Genomic DNA, 20,131 nt, shown 5'->3' with positions numbered 1-20,131 from the left:
AATCCCTCGATTCGCTGCTCTCAGATGGTGACCTGGGGCTGTGCCGGGCTGATGAAGTGCACGGCGGTCTGTTCGGCGTGCGGGGCGAGCAGAGCCTGCAGTTCGTCGGCCGCGACCTTGAGCAGGTCGCCGTCGCGGTCGGCGTGGAGGGTTTCGATGACGAAGGCGACGTGGGTGGAGTCCTCTGTGACACGGGTGCGGTGGGCGTCGCGGTGGTTCCAGTGGCGGGTCAGGACGCCGGTGGTGTCGGTGTAGATGATCTCGCCGGGCTTGGGGTTCTCGACGGTGTCGGGTTCGCCGAGCGGGGTGAAGGCTTCGGTGCCGTCCGCGTGGCGGATGTCGACGTCGCCGGTGACGTGGTTCAGGTCGAAGGCGCCGGCGGGCAGGCCGTGCCGGACGGAGACGGCGTTGTAGGAGTCAACGGCCGGGTTGATACGGGGCAGGGTCCCCTTCTTGGCGAGGCGGCGGCCGAGCGCGTCGACGCTGGGGCGGATGCGGCGGGGGTTGGTGCCGAAGGAGCGGTAGGCGGTGTGCCAGGACTCGATGCGGGGGTCGGTCTCGTCGGCGGGGTGCCAGGTGCCGTCGGCGAGCTGTTGCTCCAGTTCCTCCACGGCGGCGGCGGTGTGCGGCCAGGACTCACGGCCGCGCAGACCGGTGGCGGTGACCAGGGCGATGAGGGTGTCTGGGAAGGCGTTGGCGACGGTGGGGGCGAGGCGGAAGGCGGGCATGGGCGGGGATTCCGTTTCCTGCATCCGGGTGGGGGTGGGGGTGGGGGTCAGGGCTTCCAGGTGCCGATGCGGTCCAGGCGGCGGAGCTGCTGGACCGCTGCGGGGACGTCGAGGCCCTGGCCGCGTGCGGAGAGATGGTCGGCGACGGCGGTGCGGTGCTCGACGGGCTCGTCGTCGTCGTACTTGAACTTGGCCTGCACGTCGGTGACCTCCAGGCGCAGGCCGCGGATGCCGGACAGCATCCGGCCGTAGGGGGGCTGGTCCACAGCGACGGGGGCGTGGTCGCCGTCCGGCTGGAAGTGGGCGAGCTGGCGGCGCAGCAGTTCGGCCTTGTCTTCGGGGTCGTTGATGATGTGGGCGCGGCAGGTGAACTGCACCGCGGTGTAGTAGCTGGTGGGGACGCCGTCGGTGCGCGGGGTGCCGGGCTCGGCGCGCCAGGGGCCGGGGACGAAGGCGTAGTCGCCGAAGACGGTGAACAGGACGGTCGGGTCGTGTTCGATCGCTTTCCAGGCCGGGTTGGGACGGGCGAGGTGGATCAGCAGGTTAGGTCCATCGGGGGCGAAATGGGTGGGGACGACGGCGGGCGGGTGGCCGGGCAGGCCGTTGACGCTCAGCAGGCCGAAGTCATGGCCTTCGGCGATCCAGGTCTGCCATTCGGCTTCGTCCAGGCTCGCGTCCCAGGGGTGGACGAGCATGCTGTGCTCCTTCGGTGGCTGGTGGGGGTTGCTGCGGGCTTTGGTCAGGTCAGGGCGAGGAGGCTGACGGCGACGGCGGCAGTGCCGAGGCCGGCGAGCTGGGCGCGGTGTATGCGTTCGGCGAGTACGCCGCGGGCGAGCAGGACGGTGCCGGCCGGGTAGAGGGCGGTGATGACGGCGACGACGGTGAGGTCCCCGCTGCGGGCGGCGAGCAGGAACAGCAGGTTCGCCACGGAGTCCAGCACGCCGGCGGCCGCCGACAGCGCGTATGCGGGCCGCTCGGGGCCCAGCCTGCGGTGCATCAGCCCGGCCGCGGCCAGGGTGACGGCCGAGGAGACGGCCCGGCCCACGATCAGCGGGGCCACCCCGCTGTCGGACGGCGCCTGGTGCAGGAAGACCAGCTGCAGGGCGATGGCGGCGCCCGCGCCGAAGGCCAGCAGCAGCGCCGTACGGGAGGGGCGCGTCGAGCCCGCGCCGTGTCCGGCGCTGACCAGCACCACCGCGACCAGCGCGAGCGGCAGACCCACCAGCCCAGCGGCTGCCAGGTGCTCGCCCTGCAGCAGGCCGACGCCGACCGGCAGCGCGGCGGAGACCAGCGCGGTCACGGGCGAGAGCACGTTCATCGGGCCGATCGCCAGGGTGCGGTACAGCAGGGCGAACGCGGCGGCCGAGGCGACGCCCGAGGCGGCACCCCAGCCCAGGGCTCCGGGGCTGAAGGAGGCGCCGAGCACCGGCCAAAGCAGCAGCTCGACCGCGAGGCTGGCCGGGGCGGCGACCATCACGGTACGCAGCACATGGGCTTTCCGGGCGCCGAGACCGCCGAGGAAGTCGGCGCATCCGTACGCGAGTGAGCTGCCCAGGGCCAGCAGCAGAGCGATCACAGTACAATCCCTTACCATTCAGTGGAACGACCACACCGTACAGCGAATCGACCGGATATCTCAACCGATCGACCGCACGGTGCATTGGAATGTCCAGCGGTAAGGAAGGTGACCAGGTGGCGGAGACGGCCGCGGCGCTGCGAACGGTCGCGCACAACGTCCGGGCGGCACGCATGCGCGCGGGCCTGTCCCTGGACGAGCTCAGCCGCCGCGCCCAGGTCAGCAAGGGCGCCCTCGTGGGACTGGAGAAAGCCCAGGGCAACCCCAACCTGGCCACCCTGGTCCGGCTGGCCGACACCCTGGGCATCTCGGTGTCCGCCCTGATGCAGGGATCGCCCGAAGGCCGTGTACGGGTCGTGGCCGCGGATGCCGTGGCACCCCTGTGGACGGGCGAGCGGGGTGGCGAGGCCCGGCTCATGCTGACGACCTCGGGGCCGGCGCCGGTCGAGGTCTGGCGCTGGCGACTGGAACCGGGCGAGGAATACCCCAGCCACCCCCACCAGGCCGGGGTCGTGGAGACCGTGAGCGTCACCTCCGGCCGGATGACCCTGGTCGTCGACGGCACCGAGCACACCGTCGAAGCCGGCCAGACCGCCACGTTCGACGGCGACACCCCGCACACCTATCGCGGCGCCGGCACCGAGACCTGCCACCTGATCATGACGGTCCACCTTCCGCCCGGTCCGGCAGCGACGACCTGACCCAGAGCACAGCACACTCGTCACAGGGCCGCGGCGACTGCCGAGAGCAGGCGCCACAGCCGGGTGTGGGGCGTGGGGTCGGGTATGGCCCGGTTGGTGAGGAAGGCGAACGCGATACCGGATTCCGGGTGGGCGAAGGCCAGATGTCCGCCTAGGCCGTCGTGGCCGAACGAGCCGGGGCCGAGCATGGGCTGTCGTGGGGACGAGAGCCCGAAGACTGTGCCGAAGCGGGTGGGCTGGTCGACCAGGACCTCGTCGGGGCCGTGGACCTGCTGGTGGCGGACCCGGTCCACAGTGGTGGGGGAGATGCTACGCAGCGGGCCGTCGACCACGCTGGAGTAGAGCCGGGCCAGCGACCTGGCGTCGAAGACGCCGTTGGCGGCGGGGATCTCCGGCCGCCACAGCGCGGGGTCGTTGAACAGATCGGCAGTGATCACGGGGTTGTTGAAGGTGGCGTGGGTCAGCGTGCCCGGGGACTCGGCGACCCTGGCCAGGAGAGCGCCGATTCCTGGTGTGGGAGAGGCGTCCTCGTACCTGACGACACGGCTGTTGTGTTCGGTGGGCAGACCTATCCACGCTTGCAGGTCGCCGTCCTGGGCGAAGCGCTCGCGCAACAGGGCGCCGACACTCTTGCCGCTCGTGCGCCGCGTGACCTCGCCCACCAGATAGCCGAGGGTCAGGGCGTGGTAGCCGTGCCGGATGCCCGGGTACCACGCCGGCTCCTGTCGGGCCAGGCGTCGCACGCAGCCGTCCCAGTCGGCGAGGTCGGCGTTGGTCACCGGCTCCTCGAAGGCGGGCAGACCGGCTCGGTGCGAGGCCAGTTCACGGACCACGACGCCGTCCTTGCCGGCCGCGCCGAACTCCGGCCAGTAGGCCGACACCGGCGCGTCGAGATCCACCTCGCCCGTGTCGACCAGGCTCGCGAGCACCAGGCCCATGACGCCCTTGGTCACGGAGTACCCCACGTGCAGGGCGTCCTCGGGGTACGGCATCCCGCTGGTGTCCCGGGAGCCGCCCCACAGGTCCACGACCAGCTCGCCGTGCTGGTAGACGGCGACGGAGGCGCCGAGGTCGTCGCCGTTGCGCAGGTTGCTCTCGAAGGCGTCGTGGACGCCTGAGAACCGGGGCGACGTGTAGCCGGATGCCGTCGCCACCGCCTTGTGCGTCGTGCTCATGCCTGCTTGCGCTCCAGTTCCTCCATCACCGTGCCGCCCGCCATCAGGTCGATGACCTCGGCCGCCTCCATCTCGCCCCGCGCGAACGAGGCGACGAGCCGGCCGTGTGCGAGGACGGCGAAGTGGTCGCCGACCCGCAGGGCGTGGTGGGCCTGATGGGTGATCAGGACGACGCCGACGCCGCGGTCCCGTGCCGACTCCACGGCCTGGAGAACGATCTCGGCCTCGCGGACGCCGAGCGCCGAGGTCGGTTCGTCCAGGATCAGCACCCGGGCGCCGAAGTGCAGGGCGCGGGCGATGACGAGGGCCTGGCGCTCGCCGCCGGACATGGTGCCCACCAGCTGGTCGGCGTCGCGGATGCGGCGGATGCCCAGTTGCTGGATCTCCCGCAGGGCGATCCGGCCCGCCGTCGCGGCGTCGAAGCGGCGGAACAGACCCCGGCCCTTGGTGGGTTCGGCGCCGAGGAAGAAGTTGCGGGCCACGCTCATCAGCGGGACCGTGCCCGCGCCCTGGTGGACGGTGGCGATGCCACGGTCCAGGGCCTCGCGCGGGCCGCCGAGCGTCACGGGCTCGCCGTCGATGGACAGGGTGCCCTCGGTCGGCGTGTACACCCCGGACAGGATCTTGATGAGGGTGGACTTGCCGGCGCCGTTGTGGCCGAGGAGGCAGAGCACCTGGCCGGGGCGGACGGCGAGCGAGACGTCGGCAACGGCGGTCACGCCGGTGAACCGCTGGGTGACGCCCTGGAGTTCGATCAGGGGATGGTCGGTCGTGGTGGTTGTCATGAGGGTCACCTGCCACTCAGTGCGAGCTTGCGGAAGTAGTTGTTCGCCATCACCGCGACCAGCAGCAGGGCGCCGAGGAAGAGCTGGGCGTAGTCGGTGTTCCAGCCGGTGTAGAAGATGCCGAGGCTGACGATGCCGTAGGTCGCCGTGCCCAGCAGGACGCCGAGGGTGGAGCCGTAGCCGCCCTGCAGAAGCACTCCGCCGATCACGGCGGCGATCACGCCGTCGAAGATGAAGCTGGAGCCACGGGTGACGTCGCCCCCGCTGTAGGCGATCGTCTGCAGGACACCGACGAGCGCGGCACCGGCGGAGGTGGCCATGAACAGCCCGACCTTGACCCGGGCGGTCGGCACACCGGCGTCCCGGGCCACGTCGGGGGCCCCGCCGGTGGCGTAGATCCAGCTTCCGGTGCGGGTACGGGTCAGCACCCACCAGGCGACGACGGTGATCGCCAGCCACCATGCGATGGACACCTGGAACTGCCCCGCCTTGGAGCCGAACACGGCCTGCACGCTCGGTTCCGGTGCCAGCGTCACGGCCGTACTCCCGGACAGGGCGCGGCTGAGGCCCAGGGCGCCACCGCCGACGACCAGCGAGCTTCCCAGGGTGACGATGAAGGACGGGAGCTTGGTGCGGGTGGCGACGAGGCCGTTGACCAGCCCCACCAGCAGGCCGAAGCCGATGGCGAGAGGGATCGATGCCCATTGGGGCATGGTGTAGGTCCCGCTGGCGATGGCCACGATCGCCGACGTCGCGCCGACCACCGAGCCGATCGACAGGTCGAACTCCCCGGCGATGAGGAGCAGTGCGACCGGCGTCGCGACCACACCCAGTTCGGCGGCGGTGTTCAGCCAGCTCGCGGTGCCGTCCACGCTGGTGAAGCCCGCGCCGGACGCGGTCACCAGGAAGAAGACGTACACCGCTACAGCGCCGATCAGCGCGCCGAACTCCGGGCGCCGTGCCGTGCGTGCGATCAGTGAACTGCTGAGGGGTTCGCTCTGCTCGTTCGGCACGGAGGGTGCCGGAGCCGCTTGGTCGATGGTCATGAGTGCGCTCTCCTGAAACTGGAAGTCTGCTGCGGCGTCTCAGGCGGCACCGCGGATGCCCTGGTACGTCTCGTTGATCTTCAGCACGGCGGCCGCGCTGTCCTTGTCGATGACGAGCGGACCGGTGAGCACATTGCCGGAGGGGGAGATCCGGTACTGCACGTACTGCTTGGCGATCAGGACGCCGTAGTACGTCTGCAGGTAGGGCTGCTGGTCCATGGCGTACTGGATGTTGCCCGCCTCGATGTCCTTGAGGACCTTGGTGGACGGGTCGCCGCTGCCGATGGTCAGCTTGCGTCCGATGTCCTTCGCCGCGGTCAGCGCGGACTCGGCGACGATGGAGCCCGTCGTGAAGACGCCGTCGATGTCCTTGTCCGCCTTGAGCGCGCCTTCGATGGCCTGGGTGACCTTGGTCGGGTTGGTCGCGTCCTGGTACGGGATACGCAGCTCGCTCGCCGTGCCGCCGCTCTTCTTGAGCGTGTCGGTGTAGCCCTGGCACAGCTGCTCCAGGGCGGGGTTGCCCGGGACCGTGTTGACGCACAGCCCCTTCTTCACTCCGAGCTTGGCCGACTGCTCGCCCGACCTGGTGCCGGCGACCACCGGCTCGATGCCGACGAAGGCGAGGGCGCCGAGCTGCTTCCAGTCCGACTGGCCGGAGTTGATGACGACCACCGGTATGCCGGCCTTGACCGCGGCCTTGATCTCGGGGTCCTGAGCTGCGGGGAAGAAGTTGCCGACGACGATGGCGTCCGGCTTCTTCGCCACGGCCGCCTGCATGAGTCTTGCGAGCGTCGGGCCGGAGGCGTCGGTCGAGGTCGGGCTGAGGTACTCGGTGGAGACGTTCAGCTCCTTGCCGGCGTTGTCGGCACCGGTCTTCATCGCACCGAAGAACGGGTCGCTCAGCGGTCCGGACACGACGATCACGGACAGCTTCCGGCCGGAGGAACCGCTGGAATTGTTCGAGCCGGTGGAGTCAGAGCGCTTGGTACACGCGGCGGTGACGGCGGTGGTGGCGACGAGGGTCGCGATCAGGGCGATGCGGGATCTGCGGAGACGAGGCACGGGGGGCTCCTTGCGCGAGATAAGTGATCAGTGGTCGGGGTGAGGGACATGGGTGGGGGTTCTTGGTGAGGTGGGGGACGGGGTTCCGCCACGTCCGGGTGGGTGGCGGAACCCCGTGGCAGCGCCCGCCGTGTCAGGGAGGCCGGCGCTGGTCTGGATCACCCGGTGGGGGCGGGTTCGGGCGAGTCCGCCCGATCGGGCGTTCCGAGTTGGTTCCACACGGCCCGCACGAGCTTGTTGTCCCGGCCGCCGCGCAGCAGTACCAGGCTGACCACGGTGGACACGGCGGCCACGGCGATGGGATAGGCCACACCGGCGAGTTGGTTGCCGGTCGATGTGGTGAGAGAGAGCGCGATGAGCGGCATGAACCCGCCGAAGACGCCGGTGCCCAGGTGGTAGGAGACCGACAGGCCCGTGTAGCGGATCCGGGGAGGGAACAGCTCGGTCAGGTAGGCGGCCGTCGGCGCGTACACCATGGCGCTGAACACGATCTGCAGCGTCACCGCCACGACGACCTGCGCCCATGACCGGTGTGCGGCGGCTTCGCGGATCCACGCGTACAGGGGCAGGAAGCTCACGGCCGACAGGGCCAGGCCCGCCACGATGATGCGCTGCCTGCCGAACTGGTCGGACAGCCTGCCGAACAGAATGTAGGAGGGAGTGCCCAGCACCAGCGCGACCGCCATGCAGACGTTGGTGGTGAGGAAGTCCACCTTCAGCACGCTCTGCAGGAAGTACAGGGCGTAGAACTGGCTGGTGTACCAGACCGCTCCCAGCCCGGCGGTCAGGCCGAACAGAGTGATCAGGACGAGAGCGAGGGTCTTGGGGTTGCCCAGGGTCTCCCGGACGGGCGCCTTGGAGAGGGTTCCCTGCGCCTGCATGCGGGTGAACACAGGCGACTCGTGAAGCTTCAGCCGCATCCTTAGAGAGAGGAGGACGAGGACGGCGGAGAGCAGGAAGGGCAGTCGCCAGCCCCACGCGGTGAACGCGTCCTCGCCCAGCAGCAGCCGGCAGGCGACCACGACACCGATGGACAACAGCAGCCCGAGCGTGGCCGTGGTCTGCAGGAAGCTGGTGTAGGTGCCCTTGCGGTCCGTGGGGGAGTGCTCGGCGACGTAGGTGGCTGCACCGCCGTACTCTCCGCCCACCGCGAAGCCCTGGAGCAGCCGCAGCAGTACCAGCAGTACGGGGGCCGCCGTGCCGATGGTGTCGTACTTCGGGAGACAGCCGATGAGCGTGGTGGCCGCGCCCATGACGACAAGGGTGGCGAGGAAGGTCTTCTTACGGCCGACCCGGTCTCCGAGCCTGCCGAAGAACAGGGCCCCGAGGGGGCGGACGACGAAACCGGTGCCGAACGCAGCCACGCTCACCAGGAGCGCGAGGCTGGATTCGCCGGTGGGGAAGAAGAACCCGGAGAAGACGACGGCGAGGCTGCCGTAGACGAAGAAGTCGTACCACTCGATGAGCGTGCCGGTGCTGGACGCGGCGATGATGCGGCGCAGTTCTTTCGGAGAGGTCTGCGGGGGCTGGGGACTGGACATGGTGATCCCTCCCGACGCCGGTACGGCGGGGTCGCGTGAAAGCGGGAACGAGCGGAAGAACTCAGGGTGACCAGGGGGACGTTGACCCCGATCGCGTTACACGCAGCGCCAAGGGCTCGGCTCAGCCGCCGACCGCTGCGGTCTGCGGAGCCCATCGGCCGAGGCGGGCGGCGGCGTCCTGCGCCATCCTGCGCACCACTTCGCCGGCGGGCAGGATCTCGTGGACCAGGCCCACGCCCTCGCCGACGATCATGTTCGCGATGTCGAAGTCCTGCTGGGAGACGGCGTTTTTGAACTCTGCGGCGGCCTCGGCCACTTGTGCGGCAAGTTCCGTCTCCCGCCCGTGCCACCGGTCGATGAACCGGTTGCGCAGCACGCGACCGTTGTACTCGACGGGCCAGTCGTACCTGCGCACGATGTCGTAGACGCTGGTGCGGATGGTCTCATCGCCGTCGGCCCTCACCGCTCGGGCGTGGGCGCGAGCCGAGACGACGGCTTCCTCCGTCGCCCAGAAGCGGGTGCCGACGAGGACCCCGTCCGCGCCGAGGGCGAGCGCGCCGGCGAGCCCGCGACCGTCCGCCACTCCTCCCGCGCCCAGCAAGAGCGTTTCCGGGGCGCGGTCGGCGATCAGGTCCGCGACATCGGGGACGAGGGTGAATGTCGACCGCGCCCCGACTCCGTGCCCGCCGGCCTCCCCGCCCTGCGCGACGATGACGTCGGCTCCGGCGTCGAGGGCCTGACGGGCCTGGTCGAGCGTGTGGACCTGACACAGCAGCGGTACGGCCGCGGCGCGGATCCGGTCGGCGAACGGGGCCGGGTCGCCGAAGGACAGCATGACCGCGGCGGGCTGGTGCTCCAGGGCGACATCGAGCAACTCGGGGTGGCGGGCCAGGCTCCAGGTGATGAAGCCGCATCCCACCCGGGTACCGGCCGCGGCGGCGAACTCCCGCTTCAGCCACTCTCCGTCGCCGTAGCCTCCGCCGATCAGGCCCAGCCCGCCCGCGGTGGTCACCGCGGTGGCGAGCCGGGCCCCGGAGACGAGGTCCATGGGGGCGAGCACGACGGGGTGCTTGATTCCGAAGGCGTGGGTAAGGCGCGTTGTCAGCAAGGCGAAGTCCTCTTCGTCCAGGCATCCGCCCGTTGGTGCGTGGGCGGTGCGGCGTTAAGGGGACAGTAGGTTCGCCGAGATTTCAGATCCAACGATTGCTTGCGATGGGAGCCATCGCCGAAAGAGAACTTTCCGATGGCCGATGAACGCCAGCCCGGTGAATTCGAGGCCAGCACTTGGTCGATGACGGCGTCCGTCATCGCGCGGAACTGATCAGATCGGCAAAGGGAGTTGCTCAGCCGGTGGCCGCGGAGGCTCCTCCGACCATGCGCAGGACCGGCGGTGCCTGGTCCATTGCTCGCGCATGCGTGAGGAACCGCGTAAGAGCCGGCGACGGGGGTGCGTCGACACGCTGGACGAACACGGTCTGAGCGCGTGCCTCGACCTCCGGCAGCTCGTGCACCCGAACCTGCTCGCGGGAGACATGCCGTTCGACCACGGCGGCGGGCAGCAGAGTCAGACCCATGTCCGCCCCGACACAGCCGAGGATGCCCTCCAGAGTTCCGAATTCCATGCAGCGAACGCTTACGGCGCCCCGCGCCTGCAGGATGTTCTCCAGGCGCCTGCGGTAGGAGCAGCCCGTGCGGAAGACGAGGATCTTGGGGTCGCGCATGACGGCGTTGAGGTCGGTGACACGGCGCGCCGTGACGAGGACGAGACGCTCCTCGAACACCGGGGTCTCCACCAGGTCGGGTTGTCGCACAGGGCCGTTGACCAGCGCGCCGTCGAGCCGATACTCCAGGACGTCCCGGACCAGCTGCTCGGTCGGCCCGGTGATAAGCGAGAAGTCGACGCGGGGACAGTCCTCGGCGAAGGCCGCCAGCACTGTGGGAAGTCGGAGGCCCGCCGTGGTTTCCATGGACCCGATCCGCAGTGGACCGCAGGGATCGGCCTCGTCGCCGATCACCTGCTGCGCCTCGTCGACGAGCCTGCTGATGCGCTCGGCATACGGCAGCAGCTGCTCGCCCGCGTTCGTCAGCGCCACGCCCCGCGCGTGCCGACGGAACAGCGGGGCGCCCACCTGTTTCTCCAGCGCGTGGATGCGTGCGCTGACGTTCGACTGCACGGTGTGCAGTTCCTGAGCGGCCTTGGTGATGCCGTGCGTGCGCGCGACGGCCAGGAAGATCCGCAGGTCGGAGAGTTCCACGTCGACCTCCATATGGGCCCGTGGGCAGGAGCATACCTGCGGCCGGTCACAGGGCGGATGGTGTCAGCGGCCGGGCACGGCCAGGTCGCCCTCGGTGTACTGGGCGCGACCGAAACCGAACGACCAGTCCTGAGGACCGTTTTCGACAATGCCGATGAAGACGTCCTCACCGCTGATGCCGAGGGGTTCAAGCTGTTCGGCGATGGTGTGGAAGAGGCGTTGCTTGACTTCGGTGCTGCGTCCCGACTGGGTGAAGATCTGGATCATCACCAGCCGGTCGCTTCGCTCGAAGCCGAGGCCGGCGTCGAGAGCGATGACGTGATCCGCATCGTGCTCGGTGATGACCTGGAACCTGTCCCGCTCCGGGATGTCCAGCACGTTCAGGAGCGCCTGATGCGTCGCGTCGGCGATTGCCCTCACCTCATCGAGACGCCGTCCGCGGATGAGATCGATGCGTACGAAAGGCATGTGTCGTTCCTTGCTCGTCCCATTGCTGATGCGTGTGTCGGAGAGGGCGGTTCAGTGGTTCAGCTGCACCCACGTTCCATGGGGTGCGGCCTGCAGTACGGAGGAAAGGCCGGCCTCGTGGAAGGCCAGCTCGATCTCCGGCAGTCCCTCGGTGAAGTGGGCCCAGGCGTCGTAGTGGGCCGGGACGACGGTGTTCGCGCCCAGGACAGCTGCTGCGGCAGCGGCGGCGCGGCTGTCCAGTGAGAGGGGACGGCCGTCGAACTTCGCCCGGACGCGTGCCGCTCCCACGTGCAGGACGGCCGCGTCGATGTCGGGCACCCGGCGGGAGATCTCCGCGACCGTGCGGATCGAGGCGTTGTCGCCACTCACATACACCGTGGGAAGTCCCTGGCCGGACAGCACGAACCCGATGACCTCGCAGTTGACGTTCCCGTCGGCGTCGCGCTCGCCGTCCTCGGGGCCGTGGACCGCGGGAACCGCCAGCACGGTCAGGTCTCCGCCGCCGTCCGCGCGGGGTACGGAGTGGCTGGTCCACGGTGCGAGGCCGACGGCCGGCGAGCCCAGTCGTCCGGCGGCCAGGGGGCCGGTGAGAACCAGCGGGGCGGCCTTCGCGAACGCGCGGCCACGCTCGTCGAGGTTGTCCGGATGCGTGTCGTGGCTGACCAGAACGAGGTCGACCTGCCCCACGGCGTCCTCGTCGACGACAGTGTCTGCCGTTTTGGTGAGGTACCCGTGCGGGCCGGCGTCGTCGAAGGTCGGATCGCTGACGATGCGCAGGCCGCCGAGGTCGATCACGGCCGTGGGGCCGCCCAGGACGGTGATCGCGGATTCCTGTCGGGGCAAAGCTGCGCTGCGGGTTTCGCTCATGCCCTCGACGCTAGGGACTTTTCACTTCTGGCGGAAATGCCTGTGGCGGCCTATCTATGTGCGTCAGGCATGGATTCGGCCCGGGAGCCAGATCACTGCAGGGTGGCGGCCGGTACCGCGGCGTCCAGGAACCGGCGGATCAGCGTTCGTTGGGCGTCGGGAAAGTAGACGAGGCTGACGGGGCTCGCCGGTGCATTGGTGAGGGGAACGAAGCGCACGGCGGGATGCGGGGAACGGCGCTGCGCGACTTCGGGAACGATGCCGATGCCGCGGTTGGCGGCCACCGTCTCCAGCCATTCGTCGTAGTTGGCCGTTTCGATGATCTGCGCCGGGCGCTGGTCCACCGGCCATGACCAGGGGCCGGTCGTGCCGCTGACCGTGTTGACGACGAGGGTCCAGTGTTGGACGTCTGTCCAGTCCAGATGGTCGAAACGGGTCAGGTCGGAGTGCTCGGAGCATACGGCGGTGCGCGGCTCGTCGAACAGGTGCAGGGTGCGTGCTCCGCGGGGCGCGTCGAAGTCGCTCCGGACCACCGCGATGTCGAGGGTGCGCTGACGCAGCGCCTGAAGGGGATCGTCGGTCCGGGTCAAGGAGACCGTCGCTCCCGTGGTCTCTTCGAAGCGGCTGACGGTCTGCTGTGTCCAGGGGTCGGGCAGCAGCCAGCTGAATCCGAGCCGCAGGGTGATGCGGTGGCTCACGACGGCGAGGGCCTGGTCGAGGGTCGCGAGGACCCGCTCGACGTGGAGGAGGAACTCCGCGCCTGTATCGGTCAGTTCGACGTGCCGAGAGGACCGGTCGAGCAGGCGGACGCTCAGGTTGCCCTCCAGCTGCGCGATCGTTCGGCTCAGCGCAGGCTGTGTGATCAGCAGTTCCTCGGCGGCACGGGAGAACGAGCGATGGCGGGCCACGGACGCGAAGGCCCGCAGGTGACGCAGTTCGACGTCCATGCCCTTGGCGCCCCTTCCCGGCATCCATGCCTGCCGTGCATAGAGGCACCTTAACCGGCATTTCACAGCGATACACGCGCTGCCTAGCGTCAGAGGCGGCCACAGAACGCCACCAGGAAGGTTCCCAGGATCGTGCAGTCATCAGCCCCGCCCCGTCCGCGAACGCGGTCTCCCTGGACGATTGTGGCCCAGGCGGCGGCAGCGCTCGCCGCGGGACAGGGGATCGGCAGGTTCGTCTACACCCCGATCCTTCCCCTCATGCACACCCAGGCCGGACTCTCCTCGGCGCTCGGAGCCAACCTGGCGACCGCGAACTTCATCGGCTACCTCGCAGGTGCCCTGGCCGGCATCGCCGTACCCGCCGTCGTACGGTCGGCCGTGGCTCTGCGTGGTTCCTTCGTCATACTGGTGGCGACGCTGGCGCTCATGCCGGTCAGCCACGACGGCACTGTCTGGTTCCTGCTGCGTCTCGTGGCCGGTGCCGCCAGCGCGTTGATCTTCGTGATCGCCGTCAGTGCCCTGCTCTCCGGTCTGCGCGAGCACGCCCACCACCTGGTCGGCTGGGCCTTCGGCGGAGTCGGTGCCGGAATCGCCCTGTCCGGCCTGCTGGTCGTCGTCGTGCAGGCCGCGTCCACCTGGGAGGCGGCCTGGTGGACCTGCGCTGCCCTCGCCGGCCTGCTCGCCGCGGTCGCCTGGCCCCTGGTCCCGCAGCCGGAGCACACGAGTTCCGAGGCGGCCGCGATGACCGAGCGGCCCCGTACCCACCGTTGGTTCCTCGCTCTGCTCGCCAGCTACACCTTCGAGGGCATCGGCTACATCATCGCCGGCACCTTCCTGGTCGCCGCGATCCAGCAGGGCGTCCCGGGCCGTCTCGGCTCCGGGGCCTGGATCGTGGTTGGCCTCGCCGCACTGCCCTCGTGCGCGTTGTGGACCCGGCTGGGCGTCCGCTGGTCCAGGCCGGCCCTGCTGCTCACCTCGCTGACCATCCAGGCCATCGGCATCGCCCTGCCGGCGCTGCTGGGCGGTGCCACGCCCGCACTCGTGTCCGCCTTGCTGTTCGGCGCCACCTTCATGGGCGTCAGCACGATCGCCCTGTCCATCGGCGCGCACCTTCAAGTGCCGAGGGCCGTGGCCCTGTTGACAGCCGGATACAGCATCGGCCAGATCCTCGGTCCGCTTCTCGCCGCCCCGCTGCTCAGTCACGGCTACCACCAGGCGCTCCTGCTGGGCAGCGCGCTGGTCGTCGCCTCCGCGGTCGCGGCCGCCGCCCTCTGCGTCCGCTTCCCGCACCACCTCGGCCCCGCGGCCCCGGCGGCCTGACGCTCATACCTTTCAGGAGGAGTTGCCATGAGCACACTGCTCTCCGACCTCGGAGCAGACCTTCCCCTCATCGCGGCGCCGATGGCCGGAGGACCGAGCACGCCCGCGCTGGTCACCGCCGCCGCCCGGGCGGGCGGCCTGGGTTTCCTGGCCGGGGGGTACAAGACCGCACAGGCACTCGCCGGGCAGATCCACACCACCCGCGTGGAAGGCGTCGCGTTCGGCGTCAACCTGTTCGTCCCGAACCCGCTCCCCGCCTCCCGGGAGGCGTACGGGCGCTACGCGCGGGAGGTACAGGCGGAGGCCGACCGCTACGGCCTCACGCTGCCCGAGGAGCCGATCGAGGACGACGACCACTGGACGGACAAGATCGACCTGCTCACCTCCTCTCCCGTCCCCTGGGTGTCCTTCACCTTCGGCATCCCGGACCGCGTGGTCGTCAGCGCCCTGCGCAGGGCCGGGAGCACCGTTCTGCAGTGCGTCACCTCGGCCGACGAGGCACGTCGAGCGGCTGACGCCGGGGTCGACGCCCTCATCGTGCAGGCACCCGCTGCCGGCGGGCACTCGGCCACGCTCACCCCCGAACGGCCTCCCGCACAGGTTTCGTTGCCCGACCTGGTCGTCGGAGTGCGCAGCGCCGTCGCTCTGCCCCTCATCGCCACTGGCGGAATCACCACCCCCACCGACGTGGCAGGCGCGCTGGGTGCAGGTGCCCAAGCCGCCATGGTCGGCACCGTCCTGCTGCGCACGCACGAGAGCGGCGCGTCCGCACCGCACAAGGCGGCCCTGGTCGACCCGGCCTTCGACGCCACCGTCGTCACCCGTGCCTTCACCGGGCGACCCGCGCGTGCCCTGCGCAACCACTTCACCGACCGATACGACGCGATCGCCCCGGCCGGTTACCCCGCTCTTCATCACCTCACGGGCCCACTCCGCAAGGCCGCCACCGCAGCAGCCGACACGCGGCTGATCCACCTGTGGGCCGGAACCGGGCACCGCCAGGCGAAGGCCGAATCCATCACCGACACCTTCGCGCACCTCGCTGACCAGCTGTGAGTCCTGCGACGGGCGCACTGGACACCGTGCCTGGCGTCAGCTGTGCGGTCGGCCGCGGACGCTCGCCGCCGAGCGACGGGCGGGACCCGTCGAGAACAAGATGATCCAGAAAACCGTCAACACCACGGAGGTAGGACATGGCCACGGAACTGGTCCCCGGCAACACCCTGATCACCGCTTCTCCGCAGGAGGGCCGCGAGCTCGCCCTCAAGATGGCCCGGCTGGTCATCAAGGCCACGCAGCCCGATGGCGCGGTGCGCGAGCAACTGCGCCCCGAGTACGCGCAGGACGCGGACTCGCTGATCTCCATCGCTCATGTGGTCGCGGTGGAGTTCGCGACGATCGCGGCAGCGAACGACTACTGGCGATGACCGAGCGCCGCAGATTTACGCCGCGCGCGGGCTGAGGCTGCAGGCCGTCGGGACAGGTCGAACCCCGAAGGTTCTCCGTCAGCGATGGACGCCATCACAACCAATCGTTGGTTCTGAAATCTCGGCGAGCCTACAGTCTCCGCAACACCGCACCATCGACTGACAGCCGCCGGGACCAAGGAACCTCCCCTTCCGAAGATTGGCACGACATGACTGCGTCCCCCATCTCGCCCGGGCCGCTGACCGAGTCCCTCATTGCGCGGTCCGACAATGAGCACCCCCCGGTGGGGAAGTCGTTCATCTTCGCGTTCGCGTTCGCCTACGCGGGATTCTGGATCGCCTGCCTGACACCGGGCACCGTCTCCCTGGCACTCAAGGTCCAGGCCCTGGTCGGCTCCAAGGACGCCGCGAGCACCTTGAGCGCCATCGTCGGCGTGGGTGTCCTGCTGCCCCTGCTGCTGATGCCGGTCGTGGGGCGGTTGAGCGACCGGACGACGGCACGCATCGGCATGCGCCGTCCCTACCTTCTCACCGGCGCGGCCGGAGTGGTCGCGCTCGGAGCGGTGATGGGGCTTGCCCCGAACGTGCCCGTACTGCTCGCCGCGTTCGCGCTGTACAGCGTCGCGGCGAACCTGATCGGTACCCCGCTGCTCGCGGTCATCGCCGACCGGGTGCCGGTGCATCAGCGCGGCCTCGTGTCGGGTCTGGTCGGTCTTACCCTCCCGCTGGCGGTGATCGGCGGCACGTTCATCGTCCAGGCTGTCGCCACAGACACGCTGCTGATGTTCCTGCTGCCGCCGCTCATCGCGGCCGTGAGCGTTCTGGTCTTCATCTCTCTGGTCAAGGATCGCCGGCTTTCCAAGGACGCCCCCAAGCCGAAACTGTCGGTGCGCGAGATCGCGGGGACCTTCTGGGTCAACCCCGTCCGGCACCCCGACTTCGCGTGGGTCTGGCTCGGCCGTCTCCTCTTCGTCATCGGCTACGGATTCCTCACGACCTACCAGGCGTTCTTCCTGCTCAACCACCTCGGATCCAACCAGAACGAGGTGCCACGGCAGATCTTCGTCGCGAGTCTGGTGCTGTCGACCACCACGATCCTCACCAGCGTCACCGGCGGGAAGCTGTCGGACCGCCTCGGCCGCCGGAAGGCTTTCGTGCTGGCCTCCGCGGCGATCTACGGCATCGCGCTGATCATCGCGTCGCTGGTCACCGGGTTCAACGGCTACCTGGTCGCGATGGCCATCGCCGGCATCGGCTACGGGGCATTCCTCGCCGTCGACCTCGCACTGGTCACCGACGTTCTTCCGGATCCGGCGAACGCGGGCAAGGACATGGCGGTCTTCAACATGTCCAGCACGCTCGCCAACGCCCTCGCTCCCGCGGCCGCTCCGTTCATCCTCCTCCTGGGCGGCGGGTCCTACTCGACGCTGTTCGCCGCCGCCGGCACTGTCGCCATCCTCGGTGGCCTCGCGATCCTGCCGATACGGCGCGTCCGCTGACGCCCGTCCTCGGCGCCGCCCCTCCCCGCATCCTCAAGGACACACATGCCGATCGACCCGGACCTGCAGCCGCTTCTGCCCTTCGGCCATCCTCCGAAGGTCATCGAAGACCCGGAACTCTTCCGGGCGCAGATGAACCAGAACAACGACGACGCATTCGACACGTTCGGCCGCCCTGGTCCGAGCGTCGCCGAACGCCGGGTCCTGAACATCGATTCGGCCGGTGAGAGCGTGCAAGCGATCCTGTACCGATCGACCACCGCCGGACCACATCCGGTCCACATCTTCCTGCACGGTGGAGGGTGGGTGATCAACAGCGCCTTCTCGAAGGACTCCGAGGCCGTCAGCCGCCACCGCAGCGTGCACGCGGACTGCATCGTGATGTCCGTCGACTACCGCAAGGCACCCGAGCACCCCTTTCCGGCGCCCGTGCACGACGTCATATCGGTCATCAACTGGGTCAACGACAACAGCGCCGAGATCGGCGCGCTCCCCGGTGCGATCACCGTCGGCGGCCAGTCATCGGGCGCCAACATCGCCGCCGGAGCGACGCTCCTGCTGCGCGACCAAGGGCGGGACGACATCGCCCATCAGCTCCTGGAGGTGCCAGTTCTGGACCTGACCCACAGCCGCCCCCGGGAAGAGGGCGGCGAGTTGCCGCTGTCGATGACCGACGTACGCACGTTCTGCGCGCTCTACCTCGGGGACAGCGGCAAAGCCGACGACCCGATCGCCTCCCCTCTGCTGGCCGCAGACCTCACGGGGCTCCCCCCGGCGTACGTCGCGGTAGCCGAGTACGACGTTCTGCGCGGTGATGGCGAGTGGTACGCGCAGCGACTGGGCGACGCGAGTGTCCCCGTCGAGCTGTACCTGGGGGAGGGGCATGTCCACATGTCCCCGTCCATGACCGGGCTGCTGGCCTCGGCGCGGGCATGGCAGGAGGCGTCGACCGCGGCGCTGCGAACGGCCAACTCCCGGTTGCGCGACTTGAACCGGTGACCGTACGACGGCCGGGCGGCGCCTCGTCTCCGACCTCCCGGCGGTCGCGATGCCCACGACCCACAGCACGAGCCGCCCGATACCCGACTGCCCACACCCTGGAAGCGCCCACGCCCCGCGCCTACAGGAGACGACGATCCACGGCTGATTTCCCGTCCCTCTGAGGAGCCATGATGACCACCACGGCAACGCACATCGACCACTACATCGACGGCCGCCTCGACGACCGCGCAGCTCAAGACCGCAGTGAGGTGTACAACCCGGCGACCGGCCAGGTGACGGGCCTCGTCGCCCTGGCAACGGCCACGGACGTGGACGCGGCGGTACAGGCCGCCGCCGAGGCGTTCGAGACCTGGTCCGTCACCCCGCCGCACATCCGGGCCCGTATCCTGTTCCGGTTCCGGGACCTGGTGGAACGGGACGCCGACCGGCTGGCCGCGATCATCACGTCCGAGCACGGCAAGGTGCTCGACGACGCCGAGGGCGAGGTCATCCGCGGGCTTGAAGTCGTCGAGTTCGCCTGCGGCATCCCTCAGCAGCTGAAGGGGGAGTTCTCCGAGAACGTCGCCCGCGCGGTGGACGCGGTGTCCCTGCGCCAGCCGCTCGGCGTGGTCGCGGGCATCTCACCGTTCAACTTCCCCGCCATGGTGCCGATGTGGATGTTCCCCGTCGCGCTCGCCTGTGGGAACACCTTCGTGATGAAACCGTCGGAGAAGGACCCCACCCTCAGCGTCGAGCTCGCCAAGTTGCTCACAGAGGCCGGACTGCCCAAGGGCGTGTTCAACGTCGTACACGGCGACAAGACCGCGGTGGACGCCCTCCTCGCACATGACGACATCGAGGCCGTCAGCTTCGTCGGCTCCACGCCCATCGCCGAGTACGTCCACCGGACGGCCACGGCCAACGGCAAGCGCGTCCAGGCGCTCGGCGGTGCCAAGAACCACATGGTCGTCATGCCCGACGCCGACCTCGACCAGGCCGTCGCCTCACTGATGGGCGCCGCCTACGGCTCGGCCGGCGAGCGATGCATGGCGATCTCGGTCGTCGTCCCCGTCGGCGAGGACACCGCCAACGCCCTGCGGGAGCGCATCGTCGCCGCCCTCGCCGACCTCAGGATCGGCCCCGGCACCGAGGACGGAGTCCAGATGGGCCCCCTGGTCAGCAAGGTCCACCGGGACAAGGTGGCCGGCTACCTCGACGTGGGCACCGAGGAGGGCGCCGAGCTGATCGTCGACGGCCGCCAGACCGCGCTTCCCGGCCACGAGGGCGGCTTCTTCCTCGGCGGCTCCCTCTTCGACCACGTCACCCCGGACATGCGGATCTACCGGGAGGAGATCTTCGGCCCGGTGCTCTCCATGGTGCGCGCACAGTCGTTCACCGAGGCGCTGAAGCTGGTCAACGACCACGAGTTCGGCAACGGCACGGCGATCTTCACCGCCGACGGACACACCGCGCGCACCTACCTGGCCAAGGTCAAGGCGGGCATGGTCGGCGTCAATGTGCCCATCCCGGTGCCCATGGCGTTTCACTCCTTCGGCGGCTGGAAGCGGTCCCTGTTCGGCGACCACCACATCCATGGCCCCGAAGGCGTGCGCTTCTACACCCGCTACAAGACCGCCACCACCCGTTGGCCCAACGACAGCCAGGTGCGCGCGGACTTCGCGATGCCTACTCATTCTTGAGCGTTCACGCAGAACCGATGTCGTCAGCCGGACGGGCGGCGTCGGTCTGAGGC

General features: G+C 69.6%; 20 protein-coding genes. 7 read left to right on the top strand and 13 right to left on the bottom strand.

Annotation, left to right across the window (positions count from 1 at the left end; translation table 11 throughout):
• Positions 1-20 precede the first annotated feature (20 nt).
• From ACFY1L_RS46800 to ACFY1L_RS46790, 3 genes are read right to left on the bottom strand one after another with little or no spacing between them, the layout of a single operon-like run.
• Positions 21-728, bottom strand: a complete 708-nt coding sequence (locus ACFY1L_RS46800) for a B3/4 domain-containing protein (protein ID WP_388839875.1) — start codon at positions 726-728, stop codon at positions 21-23.
• Positions 729-775: 47 nt separating this feature from the next.
• Entirely contained in the window at positions 776-1,423 is a 648-nt protein-coding gene (locus tag ACFY1L_RS46795) for an FMN-binding negative transcriptional regulator (RefSeq protein ID WP_388839872.1), read from the bottom strand.
• A gap of 44 nt (positions 1,424-1,467) precedes the next feature.
• Positions 1,468-2,304: an EamA family transporter gene (locus tag ACFY1L_RS46790; RefSeq protein WP_388839869.1), complete on the bottom strand. Its 837-nt coding sequence runs from the start codon at positions 2,302-2,304 to the stop codon at positions 1,468-1,470.
• A gap of 116 nt (positions 2,305-2,420) precedes the next feature.
• Here ACFY1L_RS46790 and ACFY1L_RS46785 point away from each other — a divergent pair, with 116 nt between their 5' ends.
• Positions 2,421-3,005: a helix-turn-helix domain-containing protein gene (locus ACFY1L_RS46785; protein ID WP_388839866.1), complete on the top strand. Its 585-nt coding sequence runs from the start codon at positions 2,421-2,423 to the stop codon at positions 3,003-3,005.
• 20 nt (positions 3,006-3,025) lie between these two features.
• On the opposite strand, the gene ACFY1L_RS46780 is transcribed toward ACFY1L_RS46785, so the two are convergent.
• The 10 genes from ACFY1L_RS46780 to ACFY1L_RS46735 all read right to left on the bottom strand — a co-directional run bounded on the left by ACFY1L_RS46780 (position 3,026) and on the right by ACFY1L_RS46735 (position 13,151).
• Complete coding sequence (locus ACFY1L_RS46780) at positions 3,026-4,180, bottom strand: serine hydrolase domain-containing protein (RefSeq protein WP_388839864.1); 1,155 nt, start codon at positions 4,178-4,180, stop codon at positions 3,026-3,028.
• On the bottom strand, positions 4,177-4,965 hold the full coding sequence (locus tag ACFY1L_RS46775; RefSeq protein ID WP_388839861.1) for an ATP-binding cassette domain-containing protein: 789 nt from the start codon (positions 4,963-4,965) through the stop codon (positions 4,177-4,179). The genes ACFY1L_RS46780 and ACFY1L_RS46775 overlap by 4 nt, the downstream gene beginning before the upstream one ends.
• A gap of 5 nt (positions 4,966-4,970) precedes the next feature.
• Complete coding sequence (locus ACFY1L_RS46770) at positions 4,971-6,011, bottom strand: ABC transporter permease (RefSeq protein WP_388839858.1); 1,041 nt, start codon at positions 6,009-6,011, stop codon at positions 4,971-4,973.
• A gap of 39 nt (positions 6,012-6,050) precedes the next feature.
• Entirely contained in the window at positions 6,051-7,073 is a 1,023-nt protein-coding gene (locus ACFY1L_RS46765) for a sugar ABC transporter substrate-binding protein (RefSeq protein WP_388839856.1), read from the bottom strand.
• A gap of 158 nt (positions 7,074-7,231) precedes the next feature.
• Positions 7,232-8,614 carry an MFS transporter gene (locus ACFY1L_RS46760; RefSeq protein WP_388839853.1) on the bottom strand — a complete coding sequence of 461 codons (1,383 nt, stop codon included), beginning with the start codon at positions 8,612-8,614 and terminating at the stop codon, positions 7,232-7,234.
• A gap of 121 nt (positions 8,615-8,735) precedes the next feature.
• A complete protein-coding gene (locus ACFY1L_RS46755; protein WP_388839850.1) occupies positions 8,736-9,722 on the bottom strand; it encodes an NAD(P)H-dependent flavin oxidoreductase in 987 nt (328 codons plus the stop codon).
• A gap of 235 nt (positions 9,723-9,957) precedes the next feature.
• Entirely contained in the window at positions 9,958-10,869 is a 912-nt protein-coding gene (locus ACFY1L_RS46750; RefSeq protein ID WP_388839847.1) for a LysR substrate-binding domain-containing protein, read from the bottom strand.
• 63 nt (positions 10,870-10,932) lie between these two features.
• Positions 10,933-11,337 carry a tautomerase family protein gene (locus tag ACFY1L_RS46745; protein ID WP_388839844.1) on the bottom strand — a complete coding sequence of 135 codons (405 nt, stop codon included), beginning with the start codon at positions 11,335-11,337 and terminating at the stop codon, positions 10,933-10,935.
• A gap of 51 nt (positions 11,338-11,388) precedes the next feature.
• Positions 11,389-12,204 carry an MBL fold metallo-hydrolase gene (locus ACFY1L_RS46740; protein ID WP_388839841.1) on the bottom strand — a complete coding sequence of 272 codons (816 nt, stop codon included), beginning with the start codon at positions 12,202-12,204 and terminating at the stop codon, positions 11,389-11,391.
• A gap of 92 nt (positions 12,205-12,296) precedes the next feature.
• Entirely contained in the window at positions 12,297-13,151 is an 855-nt protein-coding gene (locus tag ACFY1L_RS46735; RefSeq protein ID WP_388839838.1) for a LysR family transcriptional regulator, read from the bottom strand.
• 132 nt (positions 13,152-13,283) lie between these two features.
• Between ACFY1L_RS46735 and ACFY1L_RS46730 the strand changes: the two genes are divergently transcribed.
• The 6 genes from ACFY1L_RS46730 (at position 13,284) to ACFY1L_RS46705 (ending at position 20,078) form a co-directional block, all read left to right on the top strand.
• Positions 13,284-14,471 carry a YbfB/YjiJ family MFS transporter gene (locus ACFY1L_RS46730; protein ID WP_388839835.1) on the top strand — a complete coding sequence of 396 codons (1,188 nt, stop codon included), beginning with the start codon at positions 13,284-13,286 and terminating at the stop codon, positions 14,469-14,471.
• Between the two features lie 27 nt (positions 14,472-14,498).
• Positions 14,499-15,527, top strand: coding sequence for a nitronate monooxygenase (locus ACFY1L_RS46725; protein WP_388839832.1), 1,029 nt, complete (start codon positions 14,499-14,501; stop codon positions 15,525-15,527).
• 137 nt (positions 15,528-15,664) lie between these two features.
• Positions 15,665-15,898, top strand: coding sequence for a hexameric tyrosine-coordinated heme protein (locus tag ACFY1L_RS46720; RefSeq protein ID WP_382531366.1), 234 nt, complete (start codon positions 15,665-15,667; stop codon positions 15,896-15,898).
• Between the two features lie 209 nt (positions 15,899-16,107).
• The gene (locus ACFY1L_RS46715) at positions 16,108-17,397 is read left to right on the top strand and encodes an MFS transporter (RefSeq protein ID WP_388839828.1); all 1,290 of its coding nucleotides are present in this window, start codon (positions 16,108-16,110) and stop codon (positions 17,395-17,397) included.
• Positions 17,398-17,442: 45 nt separating this feature from the next.
• Complete coding sequence (locus ACFY1L_RS46710; RefSeq protein ID WP_388839825.1) at positions 17,443-18,396, top strand: alpha/beta hydrolase; 954 nt, start codon at positions 17,443-17,445, stop codon at positions 18,394-18,396.
• 173 nt (positions 18,397-18,569) lie between these two features.
• Entirely contained in the window at positions 18,570-20,078 is a 1,509-nt protein-coding gene (locus ACFY1L_RS46705) for a CoA-acylating methylmalonate-semialdehyde dehydrogenase (RefSeq protein ID WP_388839822.1), read from the top strand.
• Positions 20,079-20,131: the final 53 nt, after the last annotated feature.

Origin of the sequence: Streptomyces sp. NPDC001663, from assembly GCF_042893105.1 — a bacterium.
In the GTDB taxonomy this organism is placed as follows: Bacteria; Actinomycetota; Actinomycetes; order Streptomycetales; family Streptomycetaceae; genus Streptomyces.
Note: the sequence above shows the minus strand (reverse complement) of the source record. Positions and strands in the feature narration are given on the sequence as shown.

Bases quoted from the DNA above. Each gene is read 5' to 3' on its own strand.
- ACFY1L_RS46800 (WP_388839875.1), bottom strand. From the start codon at position 728: ATGCCCGCCTTCCGCCTCGCCCCCACCGTCGCCAACGCCTTCCCAGAC.
- ACFY1L_RS46795 (WP_388839872.1), bottom strand. From the start codon at position 1,423: ATGCTCGTCCACCCCTGGGACGCGAGCCTGGACGAAGCCGAATGGCAG.
- ACFY1L_RS46780 (WP_388839864.1), bottom strand. From the start codon at position 4,180: ATGAGCACGACGCACAAGGCGGTGGCGACGGCATCCGGCTACACGTCG.
- ACFY1L_RS46775 (WP_388839861.1), bottom strand. From the start codon at position 4,965: ATGACAACCACCACGACCGACCATCCCCTGATCGAACTCCAGGGCGTC.
- ACFY1L_RS46770 (WP_388839858.1), bottom strand. From the start codon at position 6,011: ATGACCATCGACCAAGCGGCTCCGGCACCCTCCGTGCCGAACGAGCAG.
- ACFY1L_RS46760 (WP_388839853.1), bottom strand. From the start codon at position 8,614: ATGTCCAGTCCCCAGCCCCCGCAGACCTCTCCGAAAGAACTGCGCCGC.
- ACFY1L_RS46745 (WP_388839844.1), bottom strand. From the start codon at position 11,337: ATGCCTTTCGTACGCATCGATCTCATCCGCGGACGGCGTCTCGATGAG.
- ACFY1L_RS46740 (WP_388839841.1), bottom strand. From the start codon at position 12,204: ATGAGCGAAACCCGCAGCGCAGCTTTGCCCCGACAGGAATCCGCGATC.
- ACFY1L_RS46735 (WP_388839838.1), bottom strand. From the start codon at position 13,151: ATGGACGTCGAACTGCGTCACCTGCGGGCCTTCGCGTCCGTGGCCCGC.
- ACFY1L_RS46725 (WP_388839832.1), top strand. From the start codon at position 14,499: ATGAGCACACTGCTCTCCGACCTCGGAGCAGACCTTCCCCTCATCGCG.
- ACFY1L_RS46720 (WP_382531366.1), top strand. From the start codon at position 15,665: ATGGCCACGGAACTGGTCCCCGGCAACACCCTGATCACCGCTTCTCCG.
- ACFY1L_RS46715 (WP_388839828.1), top strand. From the start codon at position 16,108: ATGACTGCGTCCCCCATCTCGCCCGGGCCGCTGACCGAGTCCCTCATT.
- ACFY1L_RS46710 (WP_388839825.1), top strand. From the start codon at position 17,443: ATGCCGATCGACCCGGACCTGCAGCCGCTTCTGCCCTTCGGCCATCCT.
- ACFY1L_RS46705 (WP_388839822.1), top strand. From the start codon at position 18,570: ATGACCACCACGGCAACGCACATCGACCACTACATCGACGGCCGCCTC.